Annotated in this window: 22 protein-coding genes; 8 read left to right on the top strand and 14 right to left on the bottom strand. The window is 61.0% G+C overall.

What is annotated here, in order from left to right; translation table 11 throughout:
• Positions 1-115 precede the first annotated feature (115 nt).
• The 4 genes from DCO47_RS18545 (at position 116) to DCO47_RS18530 (ending at position 4,609) form a co-directional block, all read left to right on the top strand.
• Positions 116-1,030: an urea transporter gene (locus DCO47_RS18545; protein WP_116658641.1), complete on the top strand. Its 915-nt coding sequence runs from the start codon at positions 116-118 to the stop codon at positions 1,028-1,030.
• A gap of 21 nt (positions 1,031-1,051) precedes the next feature.
• On the top strand, positions 1,052-1,876 hold the full coding sequence (locus tag DCO47_RS18540) for an ion transporter (protein WP_064365449.1): 825 nt from the start codon (positions 1,052-1,054) through the stop codon (positions 1,874-1,876).
• A gap of 126 nt (positions 1,877-2,002) precedes the next feature.
• Positions 2,003-3,001, top strand: a complete 999-nt coding sequence (locus DCO47_RS18535) for a sulfate ABC transporter substrate-binding protein (protein WP_042607566.1) — start codon at positions 2,003-2,005, stop codon at positions 2,999-3,001.
• Positions 3,002-3,409: 408 nt separating this feature from the next.
• Positions 3,410-4,609, top strand: coding sequence for an MFS transporter (locus DCO47_RS18530; RefSeq protein WP_042607565.1), 1,200 nt, complete (start codon positions 3,410-3,412; stop codon positions 4,607-4,609).
• 112 nt (positions 4,610-4,721) lie between these two features.
• Here the strand turns inward: DCO47_RS18530 and DCO47_RS18525 are convergent, their stop codons facing one another.
• Positions 4,722-5,126, bottom strand: coding sequence for a type II toxin-antitoxin system HicB family antitoxin (locus DCO47_RS18525; RefSeq protein WP_064365452.1), 405 nt, complete (start codon positions 5,124-5,126; stop codon positions 4,722-4,724).
• 215 nt (positions 5,127-5,341) lie between these two features.
• Between DCO47_RS18525 and DCO47_RS18520 the strand changes: the two genes are divergently transcribed.
• Both DCO47_RS18520 and DCO47_RS18515 read left to right on the top strand, forming a co-directional pair.
• Entirely contained in the window at positions 5,342-5,809 is a 468-nt protein-coding gene (locus DCO47_RS18520; protein WP_042607562.1) for a helix-turn-helix domain-containing protein, read from the top strand.
• On the top strand, positions 5,806-6,381 hold the full coding sequence (locus tag DCO47_RS18515; protein ID WP_042607561.1) for a PIN domain-containing protein: 576 nt from the start codon (positions 5,806-5,808) through the stop codon (positions 6,379-6,381). Before DCO47_RS18520 ends, DCO47_RS18515 begins: the two co-directional genes overlap by 4 nt.
• A 44-nt stretch (positions 6,382-6,425) precedes the next feature.
• Here DCO47_RS18515 and DCO47_RS18510 read toward each other — a convergent pair whose 3' ends face one another.
• From DCO47_RS18510 to ccmA, 10 genes are all read right to left on the bottom strand, one after another.
• Positions 6,426-6,830 carry a hypothetical protein gene (locus DCO47_RS18510; RefSeq protein ID WP_064365455.1) on the bottom strand — a complete coding sequence of 135 codons (405 nt, stop codon included), beginning with the start codon at positions 6,828-6,830 and terminating at the stop codon, positions 6,426-6,428.
• 25 nt (positions 6,831-6,855) lie between these two features.
• Positions 6,856-8,055: a c-type cytochrome biogenesis protein CcmI gene (gene ccmI, locus DCO47_RS18505; protein ID WP_042607559.1), complete on the bottom strand. Its 1,200-nt coding sequence runs from the start codon at positions 8,053-8,055 to the stop codon at positions 6,856-6,858.
• The gene (locus tag DCO47_RS18500; protein ID WP_116658640.1) at positions 8,052-8,522 is read right to left on the bottom strand and encodes a cytochrome c-type biogenesis protein; all 471 of its coding nucleotides are present in this window, start codon (positions 8,520-8,522) and stop codon (positions 8,052-8,054) included. Before DCO47_RS18500 ends, ccmI begins: the two co-directional genes overlap by 4 nt.
• Positions 8,519-9,055 (bottom strand): DsbE family thiol:disulfide interchange protein, encoded by a 537-nt coding sequence (locus DCO47_RS18495; RefSeq protein WP_116658639.1) that lies wholly within the window; start codon positions 9,053-9,055, stop codon positions 8,519-8,521. The genes DCO47_RS18500 and DCO47_RS18495 overlap by 4 nt, the downstream gene beginning before the upstream one ends.
• Complete coding sequence (locus DCO47_RS18490) at positions 9,052-11,040, bottom strand: heme lyase CcmF/NrfE family subunit (protein ID WP_064365458.1); 1,989 nt, start codon at positions 11,038-11,040, stop codon at positions 9,052-9,054. Before DCO47_RS18490 ends, DCO47_RS18495 begins: the two co-directional genes overlap by 4 nt.
• Positions 11,041-11,043: 3 nt before the next feature.
• Complete coding sequence (gene ccmE, locus DCO47_RS18485) at positions 11,044-11,499, bottom strand: cytochrome c maturation protein CcmE (RefSeq protein WP_064365459.1); 456 nt, start codon at positions 11,497-11,499, stop codon at positions 11,044-11,046.
• Complete coding sequence (ccmD, locus tag DCO47_RS18480; protein WP_039763617.1) at positions 11,496-11,672, bottom strand: heme exporter protein CcmD; 177 nt, start codon at positions 11,670-11,672, stop codon at positions 11,496-11,498. The genes ccmE and ccmD overlap by 4 nt, the downstream gene beginning before the upstream one ends.
• Positions 11,669-12,424 (bottom strand): heme ABC transporter permease, encoded by a 756-nt coding sequence (locus tag DCO47_RS18475; RefSeq protein ID WP_038860475.1) that lies wholly within the window; start codon positions 12,422-12,424, stop codon positions 11,669-11,671. Before DCO47_RS18475 ends, ccmD begins: the two co-directional genes overlap by 4 nt.
• Before the next feature lie 97 nt (positions 12,425-12,521).
• Positions 12,522-13,190, bottom strand: a complete 669-nt coding sequence (ccmB, locus tag DCO47_RS18470; protein ID WP_039763615.1) for a heme exporter protein CcmB — start codon at positions 13,188-13,190, stop codon at positions 12,522-12,524.
• Complete coding sequence (gene ccmA / locus DCO47_RS18465) at positions 13,187-13,822, bottom strand: cytochrome c biogenesis heme-transporting ATPase CcmA (protein WP_116658638.1); 636 nt, start codon at positions 13,820-13,822, stop codon at positions 13,187-13,189. The genes ccmB and ccmA overlap by 4 nt, the downstream gene beginning before the upstream one ends.
• A 197-nt stretch (positions 13,823-14,019) precedes the next feature.
• On the opposite strand from ccmA, the gene DCO47_RS18460 reads away from it, so the two are divergent.
• Both DCO47_RS18460 and DCO47_RS18455 read left to right on the top strand, forming a co-directional pair.
• Positions 14,020-15,594, top strand: a complete 1,575-nt coding sequence (locus DCO47_RS18460; RefSeq protein ID WP_116658637.1) for a flagellar hook-length control protein FliK — start codon at positions 14,020-14,022, stop codon at positions 15,592-15,594.
• The gene (locus tag DCO47_RS18455; RefSeq protein ID WP_042607552.1) at positions 15,591-15,920 is read left to right on the top strand and encodes an EscU/YscU/HrcU family type III secretion system export apparatus switch protein; all 330 of its coding nucleotides are present in this window, start codon (positions 15,591-15,593) and stop codon (positions 15,918-15,920) included. Before DCO47_RS18460 ends, DCO47_RS18455 begins: the two co-directional genes overlap by 4 nt.
• Before the next feature lie 98 nt (positions 15,921-16,018).
• On the opposite strand, the gene DCO47_RS18450 is transcribed toward DCO47_RS18455, so the two are convergent.
• The 3 genes from DCO47_RS18450 to DCO47_RS18440 all read right to left on the bottom strand — a co-directional run bounded on the left by DCO47_RS18450 (position 16,019) and on the right by DCO47_RS18440 (position 17,948).
• A complete protein-coding gene (locus DCO47_RS18450; RefSeq protein WP_064365462.1) occupies positions 16,019-16,411 on the bottom strand; it encodes a DUF2802 domain-containing protein in 393 nt (130 codons plus the stop codon).
• A gap of 1 nt (position 16,412) precedes the next feature.
• The gene (locus DCO47_RS18445) at positions 16,413-16,898 is read right to left on the bottom strand and encodes a chemotaxis protein CheW (protein WP_016771050.1); all 486 of its coding nucleotides are present in this window, start codon (positions 16,896-16,898) and stop codon (positions 16,413-16,415) included.
• Between the two features lie 90 nt (positions 16,899-16,988).
• Complete coding sequence (locus tag DCO47_RS18440; protein ID WP_065617397.1) at positions 16,989-17,948, bottom strand: CheW domain-containing protein; 960 nt, start codon at positions 17,946-17,948, stop codon at positions 16,989-16,991.
• Positions 17,949-18,038 lie beyond the last annotated feature (90 nt).

Here is an 18,038-nt window from a genome sequence, read left to right as displayed (position 1 = left end):
CGCTCCCACATTGGTTCTGCGTCGATCACAGAACCGAGACTGGACGCAGATCCATGTGGGAGCGAGCCTGCTCGCGAAGCAGGCGCCTCGGTTTTCCCTGACTTTCAGAACTGCCATGCCTGCCAATCACTTCAACACCCACTGCCCCGACTGGGCCGAGGCTTTGCTCAACGGTTTCAGTCAGATTTTCTTCCAGCGCCATCCGCTGTGCGGCCTGCTGTGTCTGTTGGCAATTCTGCTGACGGCGCCGGTGCTGTTTGCCGGGGCGTTGCTCGGTGGCGTCGCCGGTCTGCTCACCGCGCAGCGGCGCAACTACGCCAAGCCTGATCGCCAGGCCGGGCTGTTCAGCTACAACGGCGTATTGCTCGGTCTGCTGTTGAGCCTGTATTTCCCCTGGTCGCCGCTGCTACCGCCGCTGATTCTCGCGGCCGGCGGCTTGAGCGCGATGCTCACTCAGCAATGGCTCAAACATGTGTATCGCAGCCGTTCCATACCGGCGTACACCTCGCCGTTCGTGGCGATAGGTTGGGTGCTGCTGGTGTTCGCCGAACCGTCCGCGCCGGCGGCGTCGATCGATCTGAACACGGCGAATGTGCTGGCCGCTGAACTGCGCGGATTCGGTCAGGTGATGTTCCTCGACCATCCATTGGCCGGGGCATTGATCGCCAGTGGTTTGCTGCTCGCCGATCGTCGCGCTTTCTGCTGGGCGCTGCTGGCTTCGGCGATCGGCCTCGGCTCCAGTCTGCTGCACCACGAGACATCCGCCGCGCTGCTCGGCCTCGGTGGCTACAACGCCCTGCTCGCCGCCCTCGCCTTCAGCGCCCAACGGCAACATCCGTGGCTGCCGCTGCTGGGAATTGTCCTGGCGCTGTTGGTGACGCCGCTGTTTGCTGCTGCGGGACTGGCGACGCTGACCGCGCCGTTCATCCTCGCCTGCTGGCTGATTCGCGCCGGCATCCAGATGCTGGGCAAAGCGTCGCTTGCGCATGAGTCTTGCGCTCACGAGGACAATCACCCTAGGCTGCGCTGATCTTCGATTCAGGCGTTATCCATGGACAGCAGCAACAATTGGCGCGAACGGCTCTACGTCATGATTTTCCAGAGCGACACCCCGGCCGGGCGTCGCTTCGACGGCATCCTGCTGTTGATCATCCTCGCCAGTCTGGTGATCGTGATGCTCGACAGTATCGACAGCATTCACCGCAATTACGCCGACGTACTGGCCTATATAGAGTGGGGCTTCACGGCGATCTTCCTCGGTGAGTACATCCTGCGTCTGTATTGCTCGCCCAAGCCGCTGCGCTATGCCTTCAGCTTTTATGGCCTGGTGGATCTGCTGGCGATCGTCCCGGGCATCCTCGCGCTGTATTACAGCGATGCGCAGTACCTGCTGATCATCCGGATTATCCGGATGCTGCGGATTTTCCGCGTGCTCAAACTCAGCCCCTATCTCAAGCAGGCCAACTATCTGATGTCGGCGCTGCGCGGCAGCAAGCAGAAAATCGTCGTGTTTCTGGTCAGCGTGTGCACGCTGGTGACAGTGTTCGGCACGCTGATGTACGTGATCGAGGGCCCGGAACATGGCTTCACCAGCATTCCCAAGGGCATTTATTGGGCGATCGTCACCCTGACCACCGTAGGTTTCGGTGACATCGTGCCGAAGACGCCGCTGGGCCAGGTGATTTCCTCGCTGGTGATGATCACCGGTTATTCGATCATCGCTGTGCCCACGGGGATTTTCACCGCTGAGCTGGCCAATGCCATGCGCGGCGAGCAGCTGCAACATGACTGTCCGGGGTGTCAGAAAAAGACCCACGAGCAGAGCGCGGCGTTCTGTTCGCGATGCGGCAGCCAGCTGTTCAAAAAAGTGGAATAAGCACAGAGCTTTTTAATCTTTAATCGCCTATGCGTGGCCCGTTATAGTCGCTGGCAATTGAACATCACCCCCTTGTAGGAGCAGCCTTCGGCAGCTCCTACATCGATAACCAACAAGGAATGCGCAGTGAAAAAACTCTTTGGCGCCTCACTTCTCGCCGCCGGCCTGGCCTTGGCCAACATCGCCCAGGCAGCACCGACGCTGCTTAACGTTTCCTACGACGTGATGCGCGATTTCTACAAGGACTACAACACTGCGTTCCAGAAACACTGGCAAGCCGAGCACAAGGAAAACATCACCGTACAGATGTCCTTCGGCGGCTCGAGCAAGCAGGCACGCTCGGTGATCGATGGCCTGCCGGCTGACGTCATCACCATGAACATGGCCACCGACATCAACGCCCTCGCCGACAACGGCAAACTGGTGCCGGACAACTGGGTCACGCGCCTGCCGAACAACAGCGCGCCGTTCACATCAGCCACGGTGTTCATCGTTCGCAAGGGCAACCCGAAAGCGTTGAAAGACTGGCCGGACCTGCTCAAGGATGGCGTGCAAGTGATCGTGCCTAACCCGAAGACTTCGGGTAATGGCCGCTACACCTACCTTTCGGCTTGGGGCTATGTGCTGAAAAACGGCGGTGACGAGAACAAGGCCAAGGACTTCGTCGGCAAACTGTTCAAGCAGGCGCCAGTGCTGGATACCGGTGGCCGCGCCGCTACCACCACGTTTATGACCAACCAGATCGGCGACGTGCTGGTGACCTTCGAAAACGAAGCGGAAATGATCGCTCGCGAATTCGGTCGCGATCAGTTCGAAGTGATCTACCCAAGCGTCTCCGCCGAAGCCGAGCCACCGGTGTCCGTGGTCGACAAAGTGGTCGACAAGAAAGGCTCGCGCGCTGCGGCGGATGAGTATCTGAAGTACCTGTGGTCGCCGGAAGGTCAGGAAATTGCGGCGGCCAACTACCTGCGCCCACGTGACCCGGCGGTGCTGGCGAAGTACACCGACCGTTTCCCGAAAGTCGATTTCCTTTCGGTGGAGAAGACTTTTGGTGACTGGCGCACGGTGCAGAAGACTCACTTCAATGATGGTGGGGTGTTTGATCAGATTTATAGCGGGCAGTAAGGCTTGATCTGAAAAATCAAAAGGCGACCCACCAAGGTCGCCTTTTTGTTGAGCCAGAAGCCCCTCACCCCAGCCCTCTCCCAGAGGGAGAGGGAGCCGACCGAGGTGACTTCCGTCAGACATCGACCTGAAGGATCGAGTGGATTATGGTTTGGAACGATCATGGATTCACTGTCGCACCTTCAGGTCGGCGCATATCCCAAGCATCCCCCAATCAGTTCCCTCTCCCTCCGGGAGAGGGCTAGGGTGAGGGGCTTTTGTTGAATGAACAAACACATCCAGCCCTCCCCCGTAACCATCCAGAAGTCATTACACAACGTAATAACAGTTATCATCGGAAAACGTCTTCTGCCAACCCGCGTTGTCCATTAGCCTCTCCGCTTTCCAGTGCCCGACCCGAGATCTCCTATGACCACCACTCCTCACGCAATGACCCGAGGCATGGTCCTGCTGTTCGCGTTCTGCTGCGGCGCCATCGTTGCCAACATCTACTACGCACAGCCGATCATCGGCCTGATCGCGCCGGACATCGGCCTCTCCGACACCATGGCCAGTTTCATCGTCTCGCTCACCCAGATCGGTTACGCGCTGGGCCTGTTCTTTCTGGTGCCGCTGGGCGATCTGCTGGAAAACCGGCGGCTGATGATCATCACCACGCTGGTGGCGATCGCCAGTCTGCTGGGCGCGGCGTTTACCGAGCAGCCCAACGTGTTTCTGCTGATCTCGCTGCTGGTCGGCTTCAGCTCGGTGTCGGTGCAGATCCTGATTCCGCTGGCTGCGCATCTGGCGCCGGAAGAATCCCGTGGCCGGGTGGTCGGCGGAATCATGGGCGGTCTGCTGCTGGGTATTCTGCTGGCGCGACCGGTGTCGAGCGTGGTCGCCGACCACCTCGGCTGGCGTGCCATGTTCATGATCGCCGCAGCGTTGATGGCGGCAATCAGCGTGGTGCTGGCACTGACCGTACCCAAGCGCCAGCCCGATCACAGCGCCACCTATGGCCAATTGATCGGCTCGCTGTGGACACTGCTGCGCCAACAACCCGTGCTGCGTCAGCGGGCATTTTATCAGGGCTGCATGTTTGCCACGTTCAGCCTGTTCTGGACCGCCGTGCCGCTGGAACTGGCGCGCAACCATGGCCTGTCGCAAAGCGAGATCGCCATATTCGCCCTCGTGGGCGCCATCGGTGCCATCGCCGCGCCAATCAGTGGCCGCCTCGCCGATGCCGGCCACACACGCATCGCCTCGCTGCTGGCCATGCTCTTCGCCAGCCTGAGCTTCCTCCCCGCTTTCATCCACCCGGCCTATAGCGTGATCGGCCTGGCCGTGACCGGGGTGGTCCTCGACTTCTGTGTGCAGATGAACATGGTCCTCGGCCAACGCGCGGTGTACTCGCTGGACGCGAAAAGTCGCGGCCGTTTGAACGCGCTGTACATGACCAGCATCTTCATCGGCGGCGCCTTCGGCTCGTCGGTAGCCAGCGCGGTGTACGAGCATGGCGGCTGGTTGTGGATCGTGATTGTCGGCAGCGTGTTCCCGTTGTTGGCGTTGTTGCGGTTTTTGAGTGCATCGCAAAACACCTCTCTGGCGCAACGAAAAGTCGCGTCCTGACGCGATGTCATAGTGGGAGCGAGCCTGCTCGCGAAAGCGGTGTGTCTGCCGCAGATCAGTGCCTGACCTGACGCCTTCGCGAGCAGGCTCGCTCCCACAATTGCGTAGACCCTCAATACCGCACCAGTTTCTCCATCGCCGCATCCGCCAGAAACGAGGAGCGGCTTTTGACGTTATGCTCGCGCACATAGCGATCAATACGCTGAATCACATAGCCAGGCAGCGTAACGTTGACCTTCTCGGTCTTGCCCAGGTACGGCGAGATATCCAGCTCCAGCATGCCCCAGCCCATCCCGGCAAAATCCGGATGGCTGCGATGCGCCGCTGCCGAAGTCGGCATCGGAATCGCCTGCCCTGCCGCCGCGATCTCCTGCAGCATGAGATGCGCGACTTCCACAGCCGCGTTATAAGCCTCCTCAAAGCTGTCCCCGGCCGTGACTGCGCCGGGAATATCGGGGATCTGAATACCGATGGCAGTGTTCTCGTCACCCCACTCGATGCAGATGGGATATTGCATTACGGATCTCCTTCAATAGCCTGCTCTGCACCAACCGCCTCCTTGGCCTGGCCAACTAAAAATAACTCTAGAGTTATCTTTACTCAAGCACAGAATGGGACGGGGTGATGGTTGGTTGTTTTGCAAAGTATTCCTGACGCCAGTTTCGTTTATTGCGATTTTCGTTTAATTCGAATAACGTTCGCGCATCGTTTCTAGAATGTTGGAACAGTCTTATGCCCACTCCAATTCCTTCCACTACAAATTTGCCAGTTGAACGCGAAGTCAAAGCCGCGATTGAAGGCCAGCGCACCCTCACCGCTTTCCTCGCCACAGGTTTCGATACCCAGCGAATCCAGATTTTTGATGAGCAGAATGAAGCCCACAGCGTCGAGCTGCCAACGTCGGCATTGCGCTTGCTGAGCGATATCCTCGCAGCGCTGGCGGAGGGCAACGCTGTGAAGGTCGTGCCGATCCATGCCGAGCTGACCACTCAAGAAGCTGCCGATTTGCTCAACGTCTCACGTCCGCACATGATCAAACTGCTGGAGAGCGGTGAGATTTCCTACCACAAAACAGGCAAGCACCGACGTGTGCGTTTTGCCGATCTGATGGAATATAAAACCCGGCGAGACACCGCCAGCGAGCAGGCAATGACGCTTCTCGCGGAGCAGGCACAGGCGCTAAGGACAGGATACGAGTGAGGCATTCCTCTTTCACTGCTGTATACGATGCATGCGTCTTATATCCGGCCCCTTTGAGAGACTTCCTTATGTGGCTCGCGCTGTCTGGGCTGTATCGAGCTCGCTGGACTCAGGAAATACACCACGAATGGAAGCGTAACTTATTGAAGAACAGGTCCGACCTGACCCTCGAACAACTCGATCGCACATCGCAATTGATGGACCTGGCCATTCCAGATGCGTGTATCGATGGCTATGAAGACTTGGTGTCAGGTCTGACGCTGCCTGATGAGAACGACCGCCATGTTCTGGCGGCCGCTATCCGATGCGGTGCCGATGTAATAGTGACGTTCAACCTGAAAGATTTCCCCTCCTGTCATCTCGCGCCATATGGCATCGAAGCTCAGCACCCGGATGAGTTTGTGGAAAACCTTTTTCATCTTGATTCGGCTGCCGTCGTCGCTGCGGCCCAAAGCCAGCGACGGCAATTGAAAACGCCCACTGTGGAGGTGGACAAATATCTTGGCTTTCTCCAGCGGCAAGGCTTGGTCGAATCGGTAAAGGCGTTAGGTAACTATCGTGCGATTCTCTGAGAATCAGACGCAAAAAAACGGCGATCCCAGGATCACCGTTTCTCTTACTGCCCGAACTGCTTGCCCAACCCCGGCGGTACGCCGTGGATGTTGGTGTCTTCCCACGGGCCGTTGGGGCTGACCGAGCGGCTCCAGCCGTTGTTCCAGCGGTAGTAGGTGCGCTGGCGGTAGAAGGTGTTGGTCTGGTCGTCGAGGACGTAGACGCCGAGTTTCTGGTCCCAGTGGCTGTTGCCGCCCGGTGGCGGGGCGAAGCTGGCGGAGGTGCGTGGCACCGGCTTGGCGGGTTTGGCCGGGATGGTTTTGCCGGGGGTCGGCGAGGTCGACGGGGTCGGGGTCGGTTGCGACGGCGGAATCGGCGGCAGGCTGGTGGTCGGTTCCGGGCGTTGTACCGCACATGCACTCAAGCCCAGGGCCAGTGTGAGGACTGTGATGCGGGCGATGGTGTGCATGGCGGTGCTTTCCTGTTGGGTCCGGTTACTGGTCCGGGCTGTCGATGGTCAGTTTTTGTGGCGCAGTGGTGCTGCTGGCCAAGGGGCCGCTGCGACCGATCCATTCCCCGGCAGTCGGTTGACCGGCCCGAGAGATGCGCGCAACCAGTTGGACTTCAGGGAAGTTGGACAGTTTCAACTGCGGCATCATTGCATCGGCGTCGCCCAGTTCGACGGTCACTGGCAGGTCGGCGACGGTCAGGCGTTTGGCCGCCAGCGGCGCCGGTGGGCCTGAGGTGGCGCGGGCGAAGATGAACACGCTGTCGCCCGGTTGCACCTTGCCTTTGAGTTCGCTGGCCAGATCAACGCTGACTTTCAGCAACGCAGCTTTCGGCGCCGGTGCCTCGGCAACCTGACCACCGCTGGCCTTCAGGCGTTCGGCGGCACGCTCGATGCCGCCTTGCAGCGCAGCGCGCGAGTTGTCTTCCGGCGGCAGTTGCGCGAGCAGGCGATTCCAGTAGTCGATTGCTTCTTGATACCGCTCGCCTTCGAACGCGGCGATGCCAAGCAGGCCGAGGCTGGTGACTTCTTTCGGGTCGGCCTTCAGCGCTTCGTCGGTCAGTGCCTGAATCTTCTCTGACCATTTCTTACCGTCGGCGAAATACTGCGCCTGCGCCCACTGGCCAAGCAGTTCCGGCTGGCGACCGGCGAGGTTGGCGGCGCGTTCGAACATCTTCGCCGCGTCCGCCGGGCGATCTTGAGCCATGTAGGTACGGCCAAGGAAATACAGGCCTTCAGCGGAATCTGGTTGTGCGGCGACCGCACGCTCCAGACGCTGGGTCATCTCTTCCATCGACTGTGGTGCCTGGGCGAATTCGCGGGTCAGTTCGACTTTGTCGGCGGCGCCGAAATGCAGGTACAGACCAAGGCCCAGCACCGGCACCAACACGGCGGCCAGTAGCGGCAACGGCTTGCCAAGGCGTGAGACACGCGGTGCGGTGACGCCTTCGGTGTCGGCGAGCAATTCACGTGCAGCTTCCGCGCGGCCACTGTCCAGTTGCGCGGCATCGAGCACGCCTTCGGCCTGCTGCGCTTGCAGTTCGGCAACCCGCTCCTGATACAGCGCGACGTTCAGCGCGGTGCGATCTTCTTCACGCTGGGCGCGGCGTTCGCGCAGCACCGGGATCAGCAGAAAACTCAGGGCGACCAGAAGCAACAGCCCTGCGGCGAGCCAGAAATCAATCATTCTTGGTTTTTATCCAACAGTTGGTCGAGGCGCTGACGTTCTTCGGCAGACAGCGATGACGGGGTTTCGGCACGTTGCCCGCGACGCCTGCGCACGATCAGCACGATCACCACGAAACCGCCGAGCAGCAGACCGGCGGGGCCGAACCACAACAGCGCGGTCTTCGCATTGAGCGCCGGTTTGTAGCGGACGAAATCACCGTAACGATCGACCATGAAGTCGATGATCTGCTGATTGTCCTTGCCCTCGCCGAGCATGCGGAAAATCTCTCTGCGCAGGTCGGCGGCGATCGGCGCGTTGGAGTCGGCGATGTCCTGGTTCTGGCACTTGGGGCAGCGCAGTTCCTTGGTCAGTTCGCGGAAACGCTCGCGGTCGCCCTCGTTGGCGAACTCGTAGGTGTCGATGGCCGCTTGGGCGACACCGGCCAGGCTCAAGCCCAACAGCACTGCTGCGAGAAAACGCTTCATGGCGTGGCCTCATCGACCAGCGCCTGATACTTGGCCGCGAGTTTCTCGCGCCAGACCTGCTCGTCGATCACCCCGACGAACTTGTCGCGGATGACGCCCTTGGCGTCGATGAAGAAGGTTTCCGGCGCGCCGTAGACACCGAGGTTGAGGCCCAGCGAGCCTTCGTCATCACGAATATCCAGCGCGTACGGATTGTGGAACTCGGCCAGCCATTTCAAGGCATCGGCGTTGGTGTCCTTGTAGTTGATGCCGTAGATCACCACGCCGCGCTCGGCGAGTTTGTTCAGCACCGGATGCTCGACCCGGCAGGAAATGCACCAGGTGCCCCAGACATTGACCAGCGCCGGTTTGCCGAGGAGGTCGGCCTTGGTCAGCGTCTTGTCACCCTGCACGCTCGGCAGGGAAAACTCCGGGAACGGCTTGTTGATCATCGCCGACGGCAACTCCGCCGGATCGAGATACAGGCCACGATAAAGAAACACCGCCACCAGCAGAAAAATCGCCAGCGGCAATAACATCAACCAACGCCTCATGCCGCCGCTCCCGTCATGCCCAGCGCTTCGCGCACTTTGCTTTTCACCTTGACCCGATAACGCCGATCCAGCGCCGCCAGCAAACCACCCAATCCGGTGAGCAAGCCGCCGAACCAGATCCAGCGCACGAACGGTTTGACGTGTACGCGCACGGCCCAGGCGCCGTTATCCAGCGGCTCGCCGAGGGCGACGTAGAGATCGCGGGTGAAACCGGCATCGATGCCAGCTTCGGTCATCACCGAATTCTGCACCGTGTACAGACGTTTTTCCGGATGCAGCACGCTGATTTCCTGGCCGTCGCGAATGACGCGAATGGTGCCTTTGTCCGAGGTAAAGTTCGGCCCCTCGAAGTGTTTGGCGCCTTCGAAGACAAACTGATAGCCGGCCAGGTCCATCGCCTCGCCCGGCGCCAGTCGCAGGTCGCGCTCGGCACTGTTCTGGCTCGACAACACCACCCCCAGCGCGCACACAGCGATGCCGAGGTGGGCGATCTGCATGCCCCAATAGCTGCGGGTCAGCGTCGGCAAGCCTTTGATCAGGCCTTTGTGGCGGGTCTTGTCGAGCAGATCGCGCACGCCGGCAAGCAGCACCCACGCGGCCAGCAGGAACGTCGCGATCACCGCCCAGTTGAAGTCGCCATAGGCCACGCCGGCCACCACGGCCAGTGCGACGCTGCCGAGCAGCACCGGGGTGAGCATGCTCGCCAGCCATTTCACCGGCGTGTCCTTCCAGCGCACGATCACACCGACCGCCATGACCAGCATCAGCAACGCCATCAACGGAATGAACAGCGCATTGAAATACGGCGGGCCGACCGACAGCTTGGCACCGCTGATGGCATCGAGAATCAGCGGATACAAGGTGCCGAGGAGGATCATCGACGCCGCGACGACCAACACCAGATTGTTGCCCAGCAGCAAGGTTTCACGTGACCACAGATTGAAGCCGACCTGACTTTTCACCACTGGCGCGCGCAGGGCGAAAAGGGTCAGCGAACCGCCCACCACGAACAACAGGAAAATCAGAATGAACACGCCGCGCTCGGGGTCCGAGGCAAACGCGTGCACCGAGGTCAGCACGCCCGAGCGGACGAGGAAGGTGCCGAGCAGGCTCAACGAGAACGCGGCAATCGCCAGCAACACCGTCCAGCTCTTGAACACGCCGCGTTTTTCGGTGACCGCCAGCGAGTGGATCAGCGCAGTGCCGACCAGCCATGGCATGAACGAGGCGTTTTCCACCGGGTCCCAGAACCACCAGCCGCCCCAGCCGAGTTCGTAATACGCCCACCACGAACCGAGGGTGATGCCGATGCCGAGGAACGCCCAGGCGACGATGGTCCATGGCCGCGACCAACGCGCCCAAGCCGCGTCGAGACGACCGCCGAGCAGCGCGGCGATGGCGAATGCGAAGGCCACGGAGAAACCGACATAACCCATGTACAACATCGGCGGATGCACGATCAAACCGATGTCCTGCAGCAACGGATTGAGGTCGCGGCCATCGGCGGGAATCTGCGGCAGGATCCGCGAGAACGGGTTCGAGGTAAGAATCAGGAACAGCAGGAAACCGGTGCTGATCATGCCCATCACCGCCAGCACGCGAGCGAGCATGACTTGCGGCAACTGCCGGGAAAACACCGACACGGCGAACGTCCAGCCGCCGAGGATCAGTGCCCACAGCAGCAGCGAGCCTTCGTGGGCGCCCCACACCGCGCTGAATTTGTAGTACCACGGCAGCGCGCTGTTGGAGTTCATCGCCACATAGCCGACGGAGAAATCGTCGGTCATGAACGCGTAGGTCAGGCAGCCAAAGGCAAACAGCAGAAAGGCAAACTGACCCCACGCTGCCGGTTGCGCCAGGCTCATCCACAAACGGTCGCCGCGCCAAGCGCCGAGCATCGGCACCACCGCTTGGACCAGCGCAAAACACAGGGCGAGAATCATCGCCAGATGGCCCAGCTCAGGAATAAACAGTGCGGCTGCCATCGATCAACCCTCCTTCACAGGCGTTGGCGCGGATTGACCGCTGTCCTTTAGCGCTTTGGTCACTTCCGGCGGCATGTACTTCTCATCGTGCTTGGCCAGCACTTCATCGGCAATCACCACGCCGTCGGCGTTGAGCTTGCCGAGGGCGACGATACCCTGCCCTTCGCGGAACAGATCCGGGAGGATGCCGCGATAAGCGATGGTCACGGACTTGTTGAAATCGGTGACGACGAACTTGACGTCCAGCGAATCCTTGGATCGTTGCAGCGAACCGGCCTCGACCATGCCGCCGGCGCGGATGCGCGTGTCCTGCGGCGCTTCACCGTTGGCGATCTGCGTCGGCGTGTAAAACAGATTGATGTTTTCCTGCAGCGCGCTCAGGGCCAGGCCGACAGCGGCGCCGACCCCGACCAGGATGGCCAGAATGATGATCAGACGTTTTTTGCGCAGCGCATTCACTGGCCGTTCTCCCGGCGCAGACGACGCGCCTCTTGTTGCAGATAACGCTTGCGCGCCGCAATCGGCGCCACCACGTTGAGGGCCAGCACCGCCAGACAGATGCCGTAGGCCGACCAGACATACAGGCCGTGATGGCCCATGGCGAGGAAGTCGCCGAATGAAGCAAAACTCATCGTGCCGCCTCCAGACTCTGCTGCACTTCGGTTTTCACCCAACTGGCGCGGGCTTCGCGCTTGAGCACTTCAAGGCGCATGCGCAGCAACAGCACAGCGCCGAAGAAGCAGTAGAAGCCCAGCACCGTCAGCAGCAGCGGCAGCCACATTTCCGCCGGCATCGCCGGCTTTTCCGTGAGGGTGAACGTCGCGCCCTGATGCAGGGTGTTCCACCACTCCACCGAGTATTTGATGATCGGAATGTTGATCACCCCAACGATCGCCAGCACCGCGCAGGCCTTGGCGGCGCTGTCGCGGTTGCTGATGGCATTGCCCAGCGCGATCACGCCGAAATACAGGAACAGCAGAATCAGCATCGAAGTCAGGCGTGCATCCCAGACCCACCACGAGCCCCACGTCGGCTTGCCCCAGATCGCCCCGGTAACCAACGCCACCGCAGTCATCCACGCACCGATCGGCGCAGCACATTGCAGAGCGACGTCGGCCAGTTTCATCTTCCACACCAGCCCGACCACGCCGCACACCGCGAGCATCACGTAGATCGACTGGGCGAGCATCGCGGCAGGCACGTGAATGTAGATGATGCGGAAGCTGTTGCCTTGCTGATAATCCGGCGGCGCGAACGCCAGCCCCCAGACCACACCAACGCCAATCAGCAGCAACGCTGCGATGCTCAACCACGGCAGGAACTTGCCGCTGATGCCGTAGAACCACTTGGGCGAGCCGAGCTTGTGAAACCAGGTCCAGTTCATACTGTTTCCATCACGGTTGCCGCTCATCATCGCGAGCTGGCAGAGGGTCATGCCTTTCTTCTGGAAGAAGTGGTCAATTTTTGACCAGGCCTCATTATTATTCGCCGACGCTGATCTTCAGGCCAGCGGCTATTGCAAAGGGTGTCAGGGTGATCGCCAGCGCTGTGAGGCTGGCCATCCACAACAGGTATCCGGTCGCCGGCATGCCTTGCAGCGCGGCCTGTAACGCGCCGCTGCCAAGGATCAACACCGGGATGTACAACGGCAGAATCAGCAGCGCCAGCAACAGACCGCCGCGCTTGAGGCCGACCGTCAGCGCCGCGCCGACTGCGCCGAGCAGGCTCAGCACCGGCGTGCCCAGCAGCAACGACAGCAGCAGCACCGGCAGACAGGCGGCCGGCAAACCGAGCATCAACGCCAGCAATGGCGACAGCAGGACCAGTGCCAGCCCGGAGAACAGCCAGTGTGCCAGCACCTTGGCCAGGACCAATAGCGGCAGCGGGTGCGACGAAAGGACCCACTGCTCCAGCGAGCCATCTTCGAAATCACTGCGAAACAATCCGTCCAGCGACAGCAGGACCGACAACAACGCCGCCACCCAGACTAACCCCGGGGACAGGTTTTGCAAGACTTGAGTTTCCGGGCCGACGGCCAGCGGGAACAGTGCAATGACGATGGCGAAGAAAATCAGCGGGTTGGCCAGCTCCGCCGGGCGGCGGAACAGCAGGCGCGATTCGCGGGCAAGCAGCAGGCCGAAGACACTCATACCGCCCATTTCCCCAGATCGATGTCGCGATAACCGGCCGGCATGCGGCTCAGCGTATGGTGCGTGGTCAGGATCACGAGACCGCCGCGCTCGCAATGCCCGGCCAGATGTTCTTCCAGTTGCGCGACGCCCTGCTTGTCCAGCGCCGTGAAAGGTTCGTCGAGAATCCACAACGGCGGGCTGTCCAGATACAACCGCGCCAGCGCTACGCGGCGCTGTTGACCGGCGGAAAGACTGTGGCAGGGAACGTCTTCGAAACCGCGCAATCCTACCGCTGCCAGTGCCTGCCAGATCGCCTCGCGCTCGGCGGGATGATGCAGGGCGCAGAGCCACGACAGGTTTTCTTCGGGAGTGAGCAGATCCTTGATCCCGGCGGCGTGACCGATCCACAACAGATTGCGCGCCAGTTCGCTGCGCTGCTCGGCCAGCGGTTGCCCGTTGAGCAGCACCTGGCCATCGGTGGGTTGCATCAAACCGGCGAGCAGACGTAAAAGACTGGTCTTGCCGCTGCCGTTGGGACCGCTGATCTGCACCATGTCACCGCTGACCAGGCGCAATTCGAGGTTTTCGAACAGCAGCCGCAGATCGCGTTCACACACCAGGGCAACGGTTTGCAGGACAGGACTGGTCAAGGGATCACGGGCCTTATACGGTTCAAGTCGGCTCTGGCGCGGCCGTTAAAGAGAAGCAGCATAGATGCTTTGATCGCTCGATCTGGCGAGCTGGATCAAACAATTGCTAGGTTTTTTGAACGAAGCGCACGACGCGCGGCATTATACATGCCGTGCCTTACTCTCAAGAGTGCAATTTCCTCAGGTTGTGTCCGCGTATGACAGGCGAAATGAACATCCTCCCGCTGCCGCCCACCGTGCCGGCGAGCGCTCGCCCACAGATGGGTGAACTGCTCAAGCTGCTGACGCCGGTCGAGGGCTTGATAGGCGCGGGGCAAAGCGCCAAGGCCGAGGTGTTGTCGCTCAAGCAGGCCGATCAGACCTTTGAATTGCTGCTCAAAGTGACCCTCGACAGCGGTCGCCAGACCACCGTGCAGGCCAGCAGCAATCTACCGTTGCCACAGGGCACCAACCTGGCGATCACCCAGCCATCGGCCGGGAATCTGGCAATCACCGTGCAGCAAGCGATTGCCAGCAGCGTCGCCACCCTCACCCGCATCGACACCGCGCAGTTGCCGGCCGGCACCCTGCTGCAAGGCAAAGTCGTGACCTCGCAGGCTCTGCCGCAAACCCCAGGACAAGCGGCGGTGTTCCGTTCGATGGTGACCCTGCTCAACACTGCGTTGAGCGGCAGCACGTTGACCGTCGACAGTCCGCAACCGCTGCGCATCGGCACCTTGTTGTCGGCGCAGGTGCAGGACGCGCAAACCCTCAAATTCGTGCCGTTGAGCAGCCGTCAGGAGCAACTGGCGGTCAGTCAGCAATTGCTCGGTCAGCAAAGTCGTCAGGGCTCGCTCGATGGTTTGCTGAAATTGCTGCAGAACCTGCCGCCGGCCACCGATCAGACTTCGGCCGATCTGCGCGCAGTGGTCGACAAGCTGCTCGCCAGCCTGCCGGACGTGCAGCAAATGAGCACGGCCAAAGGCGTGGCACTCGCCCTGGCCAACAGCGGCGCGTTCCTCGAAGCCAAATTGCTCGGCGGACAAAACCCGGCGCTTGCCCCGGACATGAAGGCCGACCTGCTCAAGCTGATCGCGCAACTGACCCCCGGCCTGCCGAGCAACACCAATTTCAACGCGATCATCGCCGCCAACACCCTGGCGCAGGCCTTGCCGAGTTTCGTTCGAAATGCCTTGGGCACCCTCGGTCAGGTCAGCGCCAAACCGGTGCCGAGCAGCTTTCCGTTACCCGAACGGCTGCTGGCGAAACTGGAAGGCGAAGGCGATCTCGAACAACTGCTGCGCCTCGCCGCCGCTGCGGTGTCGCGCCTGCAAAGCCATCAGTTGTCGAGCCTGGAACAGACCGGCGTCACCGACGATGGCCGCCTGCTCAGCACCTGGCAGCTGGAAATTCCCATGCGCAATTTGCAGGACATCGTGCCGCTGCAGGTCAAGTTTCAGCGTGAAGAAGCGCCGGAGCGCGAACCGCAACCCCACGAACGCCGCGACGAGCGTGAAGCCAAACAGCAACTGTGGCGGGTCGATCTGGCCTTCGATCTGGAACCCCTCGGACCGATGCAGATTCAGGCGCAACTGATTGCCGGCAGCCTGTCCAGTCAGCTGTGGGCCGAGCGGCCGTACACCGCCGACCTGATCGAAAGCAATCTGCTTGCACTGCGCCAGCGCTTGCTCGATTCCGGGCTCAACGTCGGCGACCTCGACTGCCACCACGGCACCCCGCCGCAAGGCAACCAAACCCGCCTCGAACACCGCTGGGTCGACGAAACCGCATGAACGATTCCACTGCCCCACGCCAGGCCATCGCCCTCAAATACGACGGCAACCACGCCCCGACCCTCACCGCCAAGGGCGACGATGAACTGGCCGAAGAAATCCTGCGCATCGCCCGCGATTACGAAGTGCCGATCTACGAAAACGCCGAACTGGTGCGCCTGCTGGCGCGGATGGAACTGGGCGACAGCATCCCCGAAGAGCTCTACCGCACGATCGCCGAGATCATCGCGTTTGCGTGGAATCTGAAGGGCAAATTCCCCGAGGGACAAGACCCGAACGCGCCGATGGTCGAGAAAGATGTGACCCTGCGCGGCGATGATTATTAAGCCTTAAAAGCAAAAGATCGCAGCCTTCGGCAGCTTCTACAGGGAAATGCGAATCCAATGTAGGAGCTGCCGAAGGCTGCGATCTTTTGATCTTGCTTCTAGTTCTTGTGAAGCTTGCGCATCAACTCCGCCTCAGCCTGGGTCAAGCCGCACGACTGAGTTAGTTCATCAACGCTCGCGCCCATGCCCACCAGTTTCGCCGCCTGGGCGAATGACAGGCTCGACGGGTCGCGTTGTTCCAGTGCAACGATCTTGTCCGGCAACGGGCTCACCACCGCGCGCAACTCGTGCAGGGCTTCGCCCATGCGCACGTTGCCGTTCTGGTAATCGTCGACGCGTTTGGCCAGTTCCTTGATGCGCTGATCACGCAGCGCATCGCCCTGGGCCTGCTGCGCAGCGATCACCCGCTGCGCCTTGATGTACGACACGAACATCGCCAGCGTGCCGGCCCAGAACAGGAACAGAACAATTACCGCAACCTCGAGAATCAAATCAGATGCTCTCCAGTTCCGACCATTCTTCTTCGCTCATCATCTTGTCCAGCTCGACCAGAATCAGCAGCTCGTTGTTCTTGTTGCACACGCCCTGGATGAACTTGGCCGACTCTTCGTTACCGACGTTCGGTGCGGTTTCGATTTCCGACTGACGCAGGTAAACCACTTCGGCGACGCTGTCGACCATGATGCCGACGACTTGCTTGTCGGCCTCGATGATGACGATACGGGTGTTGTCGCTGATCTCGCCGCTGTGCAGGCCGAAGCGCTGACGGGTGTCGATCACGGTGACCACGTTGCCGCGCAGGTTGATGATGCCCAGCACATAGCTCGGCGCACCCGGTACCGGGGCGATCTCGGTGTAGCGCAGCACTTCCTGCACGCGCATCACGTTGATGCCGTAGGTTTCGTTATCCAGTTTGAAGGTCACCCATTGCAGGATCGGATCTTCAGAACCTTTTGCATTCGACGCCTGACTACTCATACCCTGACCCCTCGAAAAAACCGCCCTGGGCGGTGTGTGTTCTGTGTGGTGGCATTGAAAAATGCCATCGCCTGATTGTTATGTCGGCTGCTATGTCGGTTTATGTAGCGGCTTATTGCCGCTCAAGTGCTTTGCCCCGCCGCTGGCGATCAACTCGGCCAGCGCGGATACGTCAAGCAATGCACACATGTGCTCGATCACCGTGCCGGCGAGCCATGGCCGCTGACCCCGATGACTTCTCCATTTGATTTCATTCGGGTCCAGGCGCAACGAGCGACTGACCTGATGCACCGCCAGCCCCCACTCGTAACCCTGAACCGAAATCACGTATTGCAGGCCCTGCCGGAAGTCATCGCGGTACCGATCCGGCATGACCCAGCGCGCGGTGTCCAGGACCTTCAGGTTGCCGGCCTGGCTCGGCAGAATTCCGAGGAACCACTCCGGCTGACCGAACAGCGGCGTCAGCTCATGGCCGGCCAGCGAATAGATCGACCCCAGGCACACCAGCGGCACCGCCAGCGTCAGCCCGGCAACATCGAACAGCAAGCATTCGAAGGCTTCTGCAGCCCAGGCCGGACGGCCATCGGGTTCAACCGGTGGCGGCGGGTTGTTCGGTGGCAGGTGCACTTCGACCAGTGGCGGAATCAGCACCTGCGGCTCTGCCACTGGCGGCGCCGGTTCTGGCTCCGGCTCTGGTTCTGGTTCCGGAACGGTCAATAACTGTGTTTGCAGCAGCGGCGCCAGCGTCGACAGCGGCGCGCGCGGTTCGTCGATCAGCGCCACCGGGGCCTTGGCTACAGGTGCAACAGCCGGGGCGGCAATTGGAGCGACAGACTTCTGCGCGTCGCGAGCCTGCTCTTCGAGCACCGCCGCCTGGAACTCGTCCATGGCCTCGGCGCTTTCCATCACTTGAGGCTGCGCCTGTTCGACGACTGGCGGCTGCGCTTCGACTGGTGGCGGCACGTCTTCGGGCAGGTCCAGCAGCAGGTCTTCCAGATAGGACTGCAAGGCCTGTTGCGGACGTGAAGTCAGCTTAACCGGCCGGTTCATGCGCGACTCCCTGTAGGAGCTGCCGAAGGCTGCGATCTTTTGATCTTTTCAGGAGCACTGACAGGCCAGATCAAAAGATCGCAGCCTTCG

The sequence above is a fragment of the Pseudomonas sp. NDM genome (genome assembly GCF_003105095.1).
Classification (GTDB): Bacteria; Pseudomonadota; Gammaproteobacteria; order Pseudomonadales; family Pseudomonadaceae; genus Aquipseudomonas; species Aquipseudomonas moraviensis_A.
This window is presented reverse-complemented; position numbering and strand designations above follow the sequence as displayed.

Bases quoted from the DNA above. Each gene is read 5' to 3' on its own strand.
- DCO47_RS18475 (WP_038860475.1), bottom strand. From the start codon at position 12,424: ATGAACTGGACCTGGTTTCACAAGCTCGGCTCGCCCAAGTGGTTCTAC.
- ccmD (WP_039763617.1), bottom strand. From the start codon at position 11,672: ATGAGTTTTGCTTCATTCGGCGACTTCCTCGCCATGGGCCATCACGGC.
- DCO47_RS18530 (WP_042607565.1), top strand. From the start codon at position 3,410: ATGACCACCACTCCTCACGCAATGACCCGAGGCATGGTCCTGCTGTTC.
- DCO47_RS18495 (WP_116658639.1), bottom strand. From the start codon at position 9,055: ATGAGGCGTTGGTTGATGTTATTGCCGCTGGCGATTTTTCTGCTGGTG.
- DCO47_RS18525 (WP_064365452.1), bottom strand. From the start codon at position 5,126: ATGCAATATCCCATCTGCATCGAGTGGGGTGACGAGAACACTGCCATC.
- DCO47_RS18455 (WP_042607552.1), top strand. From the start codon at position 15,591: ATGAACGATTCCACTGCCCCACGCCAGGCCATCGCCCTCAAATACGAC.
- DCO47_RS18460 (WP_116658637.1), top strand. From the start codon at position 14,020: ATGACAGGCGAAATGAACATCCTCCCGCTGCCGCCCACCGTGCCGGCG.
- DCO47_RS18490 (WP_064365458.1), bottom strand. From the start codon at position 11,040: ATGGCAGCCGCACTGTTTATTCCTGAGCTGGGCCATCTGGCGATGATT.
- ccmI (WP_042607559.1), bottom strand. From the start codon at position 8,055: ATGATTGATTTCTGGCTCGCCGCAGGGCTGTTGCTTCTGGTCGCCCTG.
- DCO47_RS18510 (WP_064365455.1), bottom strand. From the start codon at position 6,830: ATGCACACCATCGCCCGCATCACAGTCCTCACACTGGCCCTGGGCTTG.
- DCO47_RS18540 (WP_064365449.1), top strand. From the start codon at position 1,052: ATGGACAGCAGCAACAATTGGCGCGAACGGCTCTACGTCATGATTTTC.
- DCO47_RS18545 (WP_116658641.1), top strand. From the start codon at position 116: ATGCCTGCCAATCACTTCAACACCCACTGCCCCGACTGGGCCGAGGCT.
- DCO47_RS18520 (WP_042607562.1), top strand. From the start codon at position 5,342: ATGCCCACTCCAATTCCTTCCACTACAAATTTGCCAGTTGAACGCGAA.
- ccmB (WP_039763615.1), bottom strand. From the start codon at position 13,190: ATGAGTGTCTTCGGCCTGCTGCTTGCCCGCGAATCGCGCCTGCTGTTC.
- DCO47_RS18445 (WP_016771050.1), bottom strand. From the start codon at position 16,898: ATGAGTAGTCAGGCGTCGAATGCAAAAGGTTCTGAAGATCCGATCCTG.
- DCO47_RS18500 (WP_116658640.1), bottom strand. From the start codon at position 8,522: ATGAAGCGTTTTCTCGCAGCAGTGCTGTTGGGCTTGAGCCTGGCCGGT.
- DCO47_RS18440 (WP_065617397.1), bottom strand. From the start codon at position 17,948: ATGAACCGGCCGGTTAAGCTGACTTCACGTCCGCAACAGGCCTTGCAG.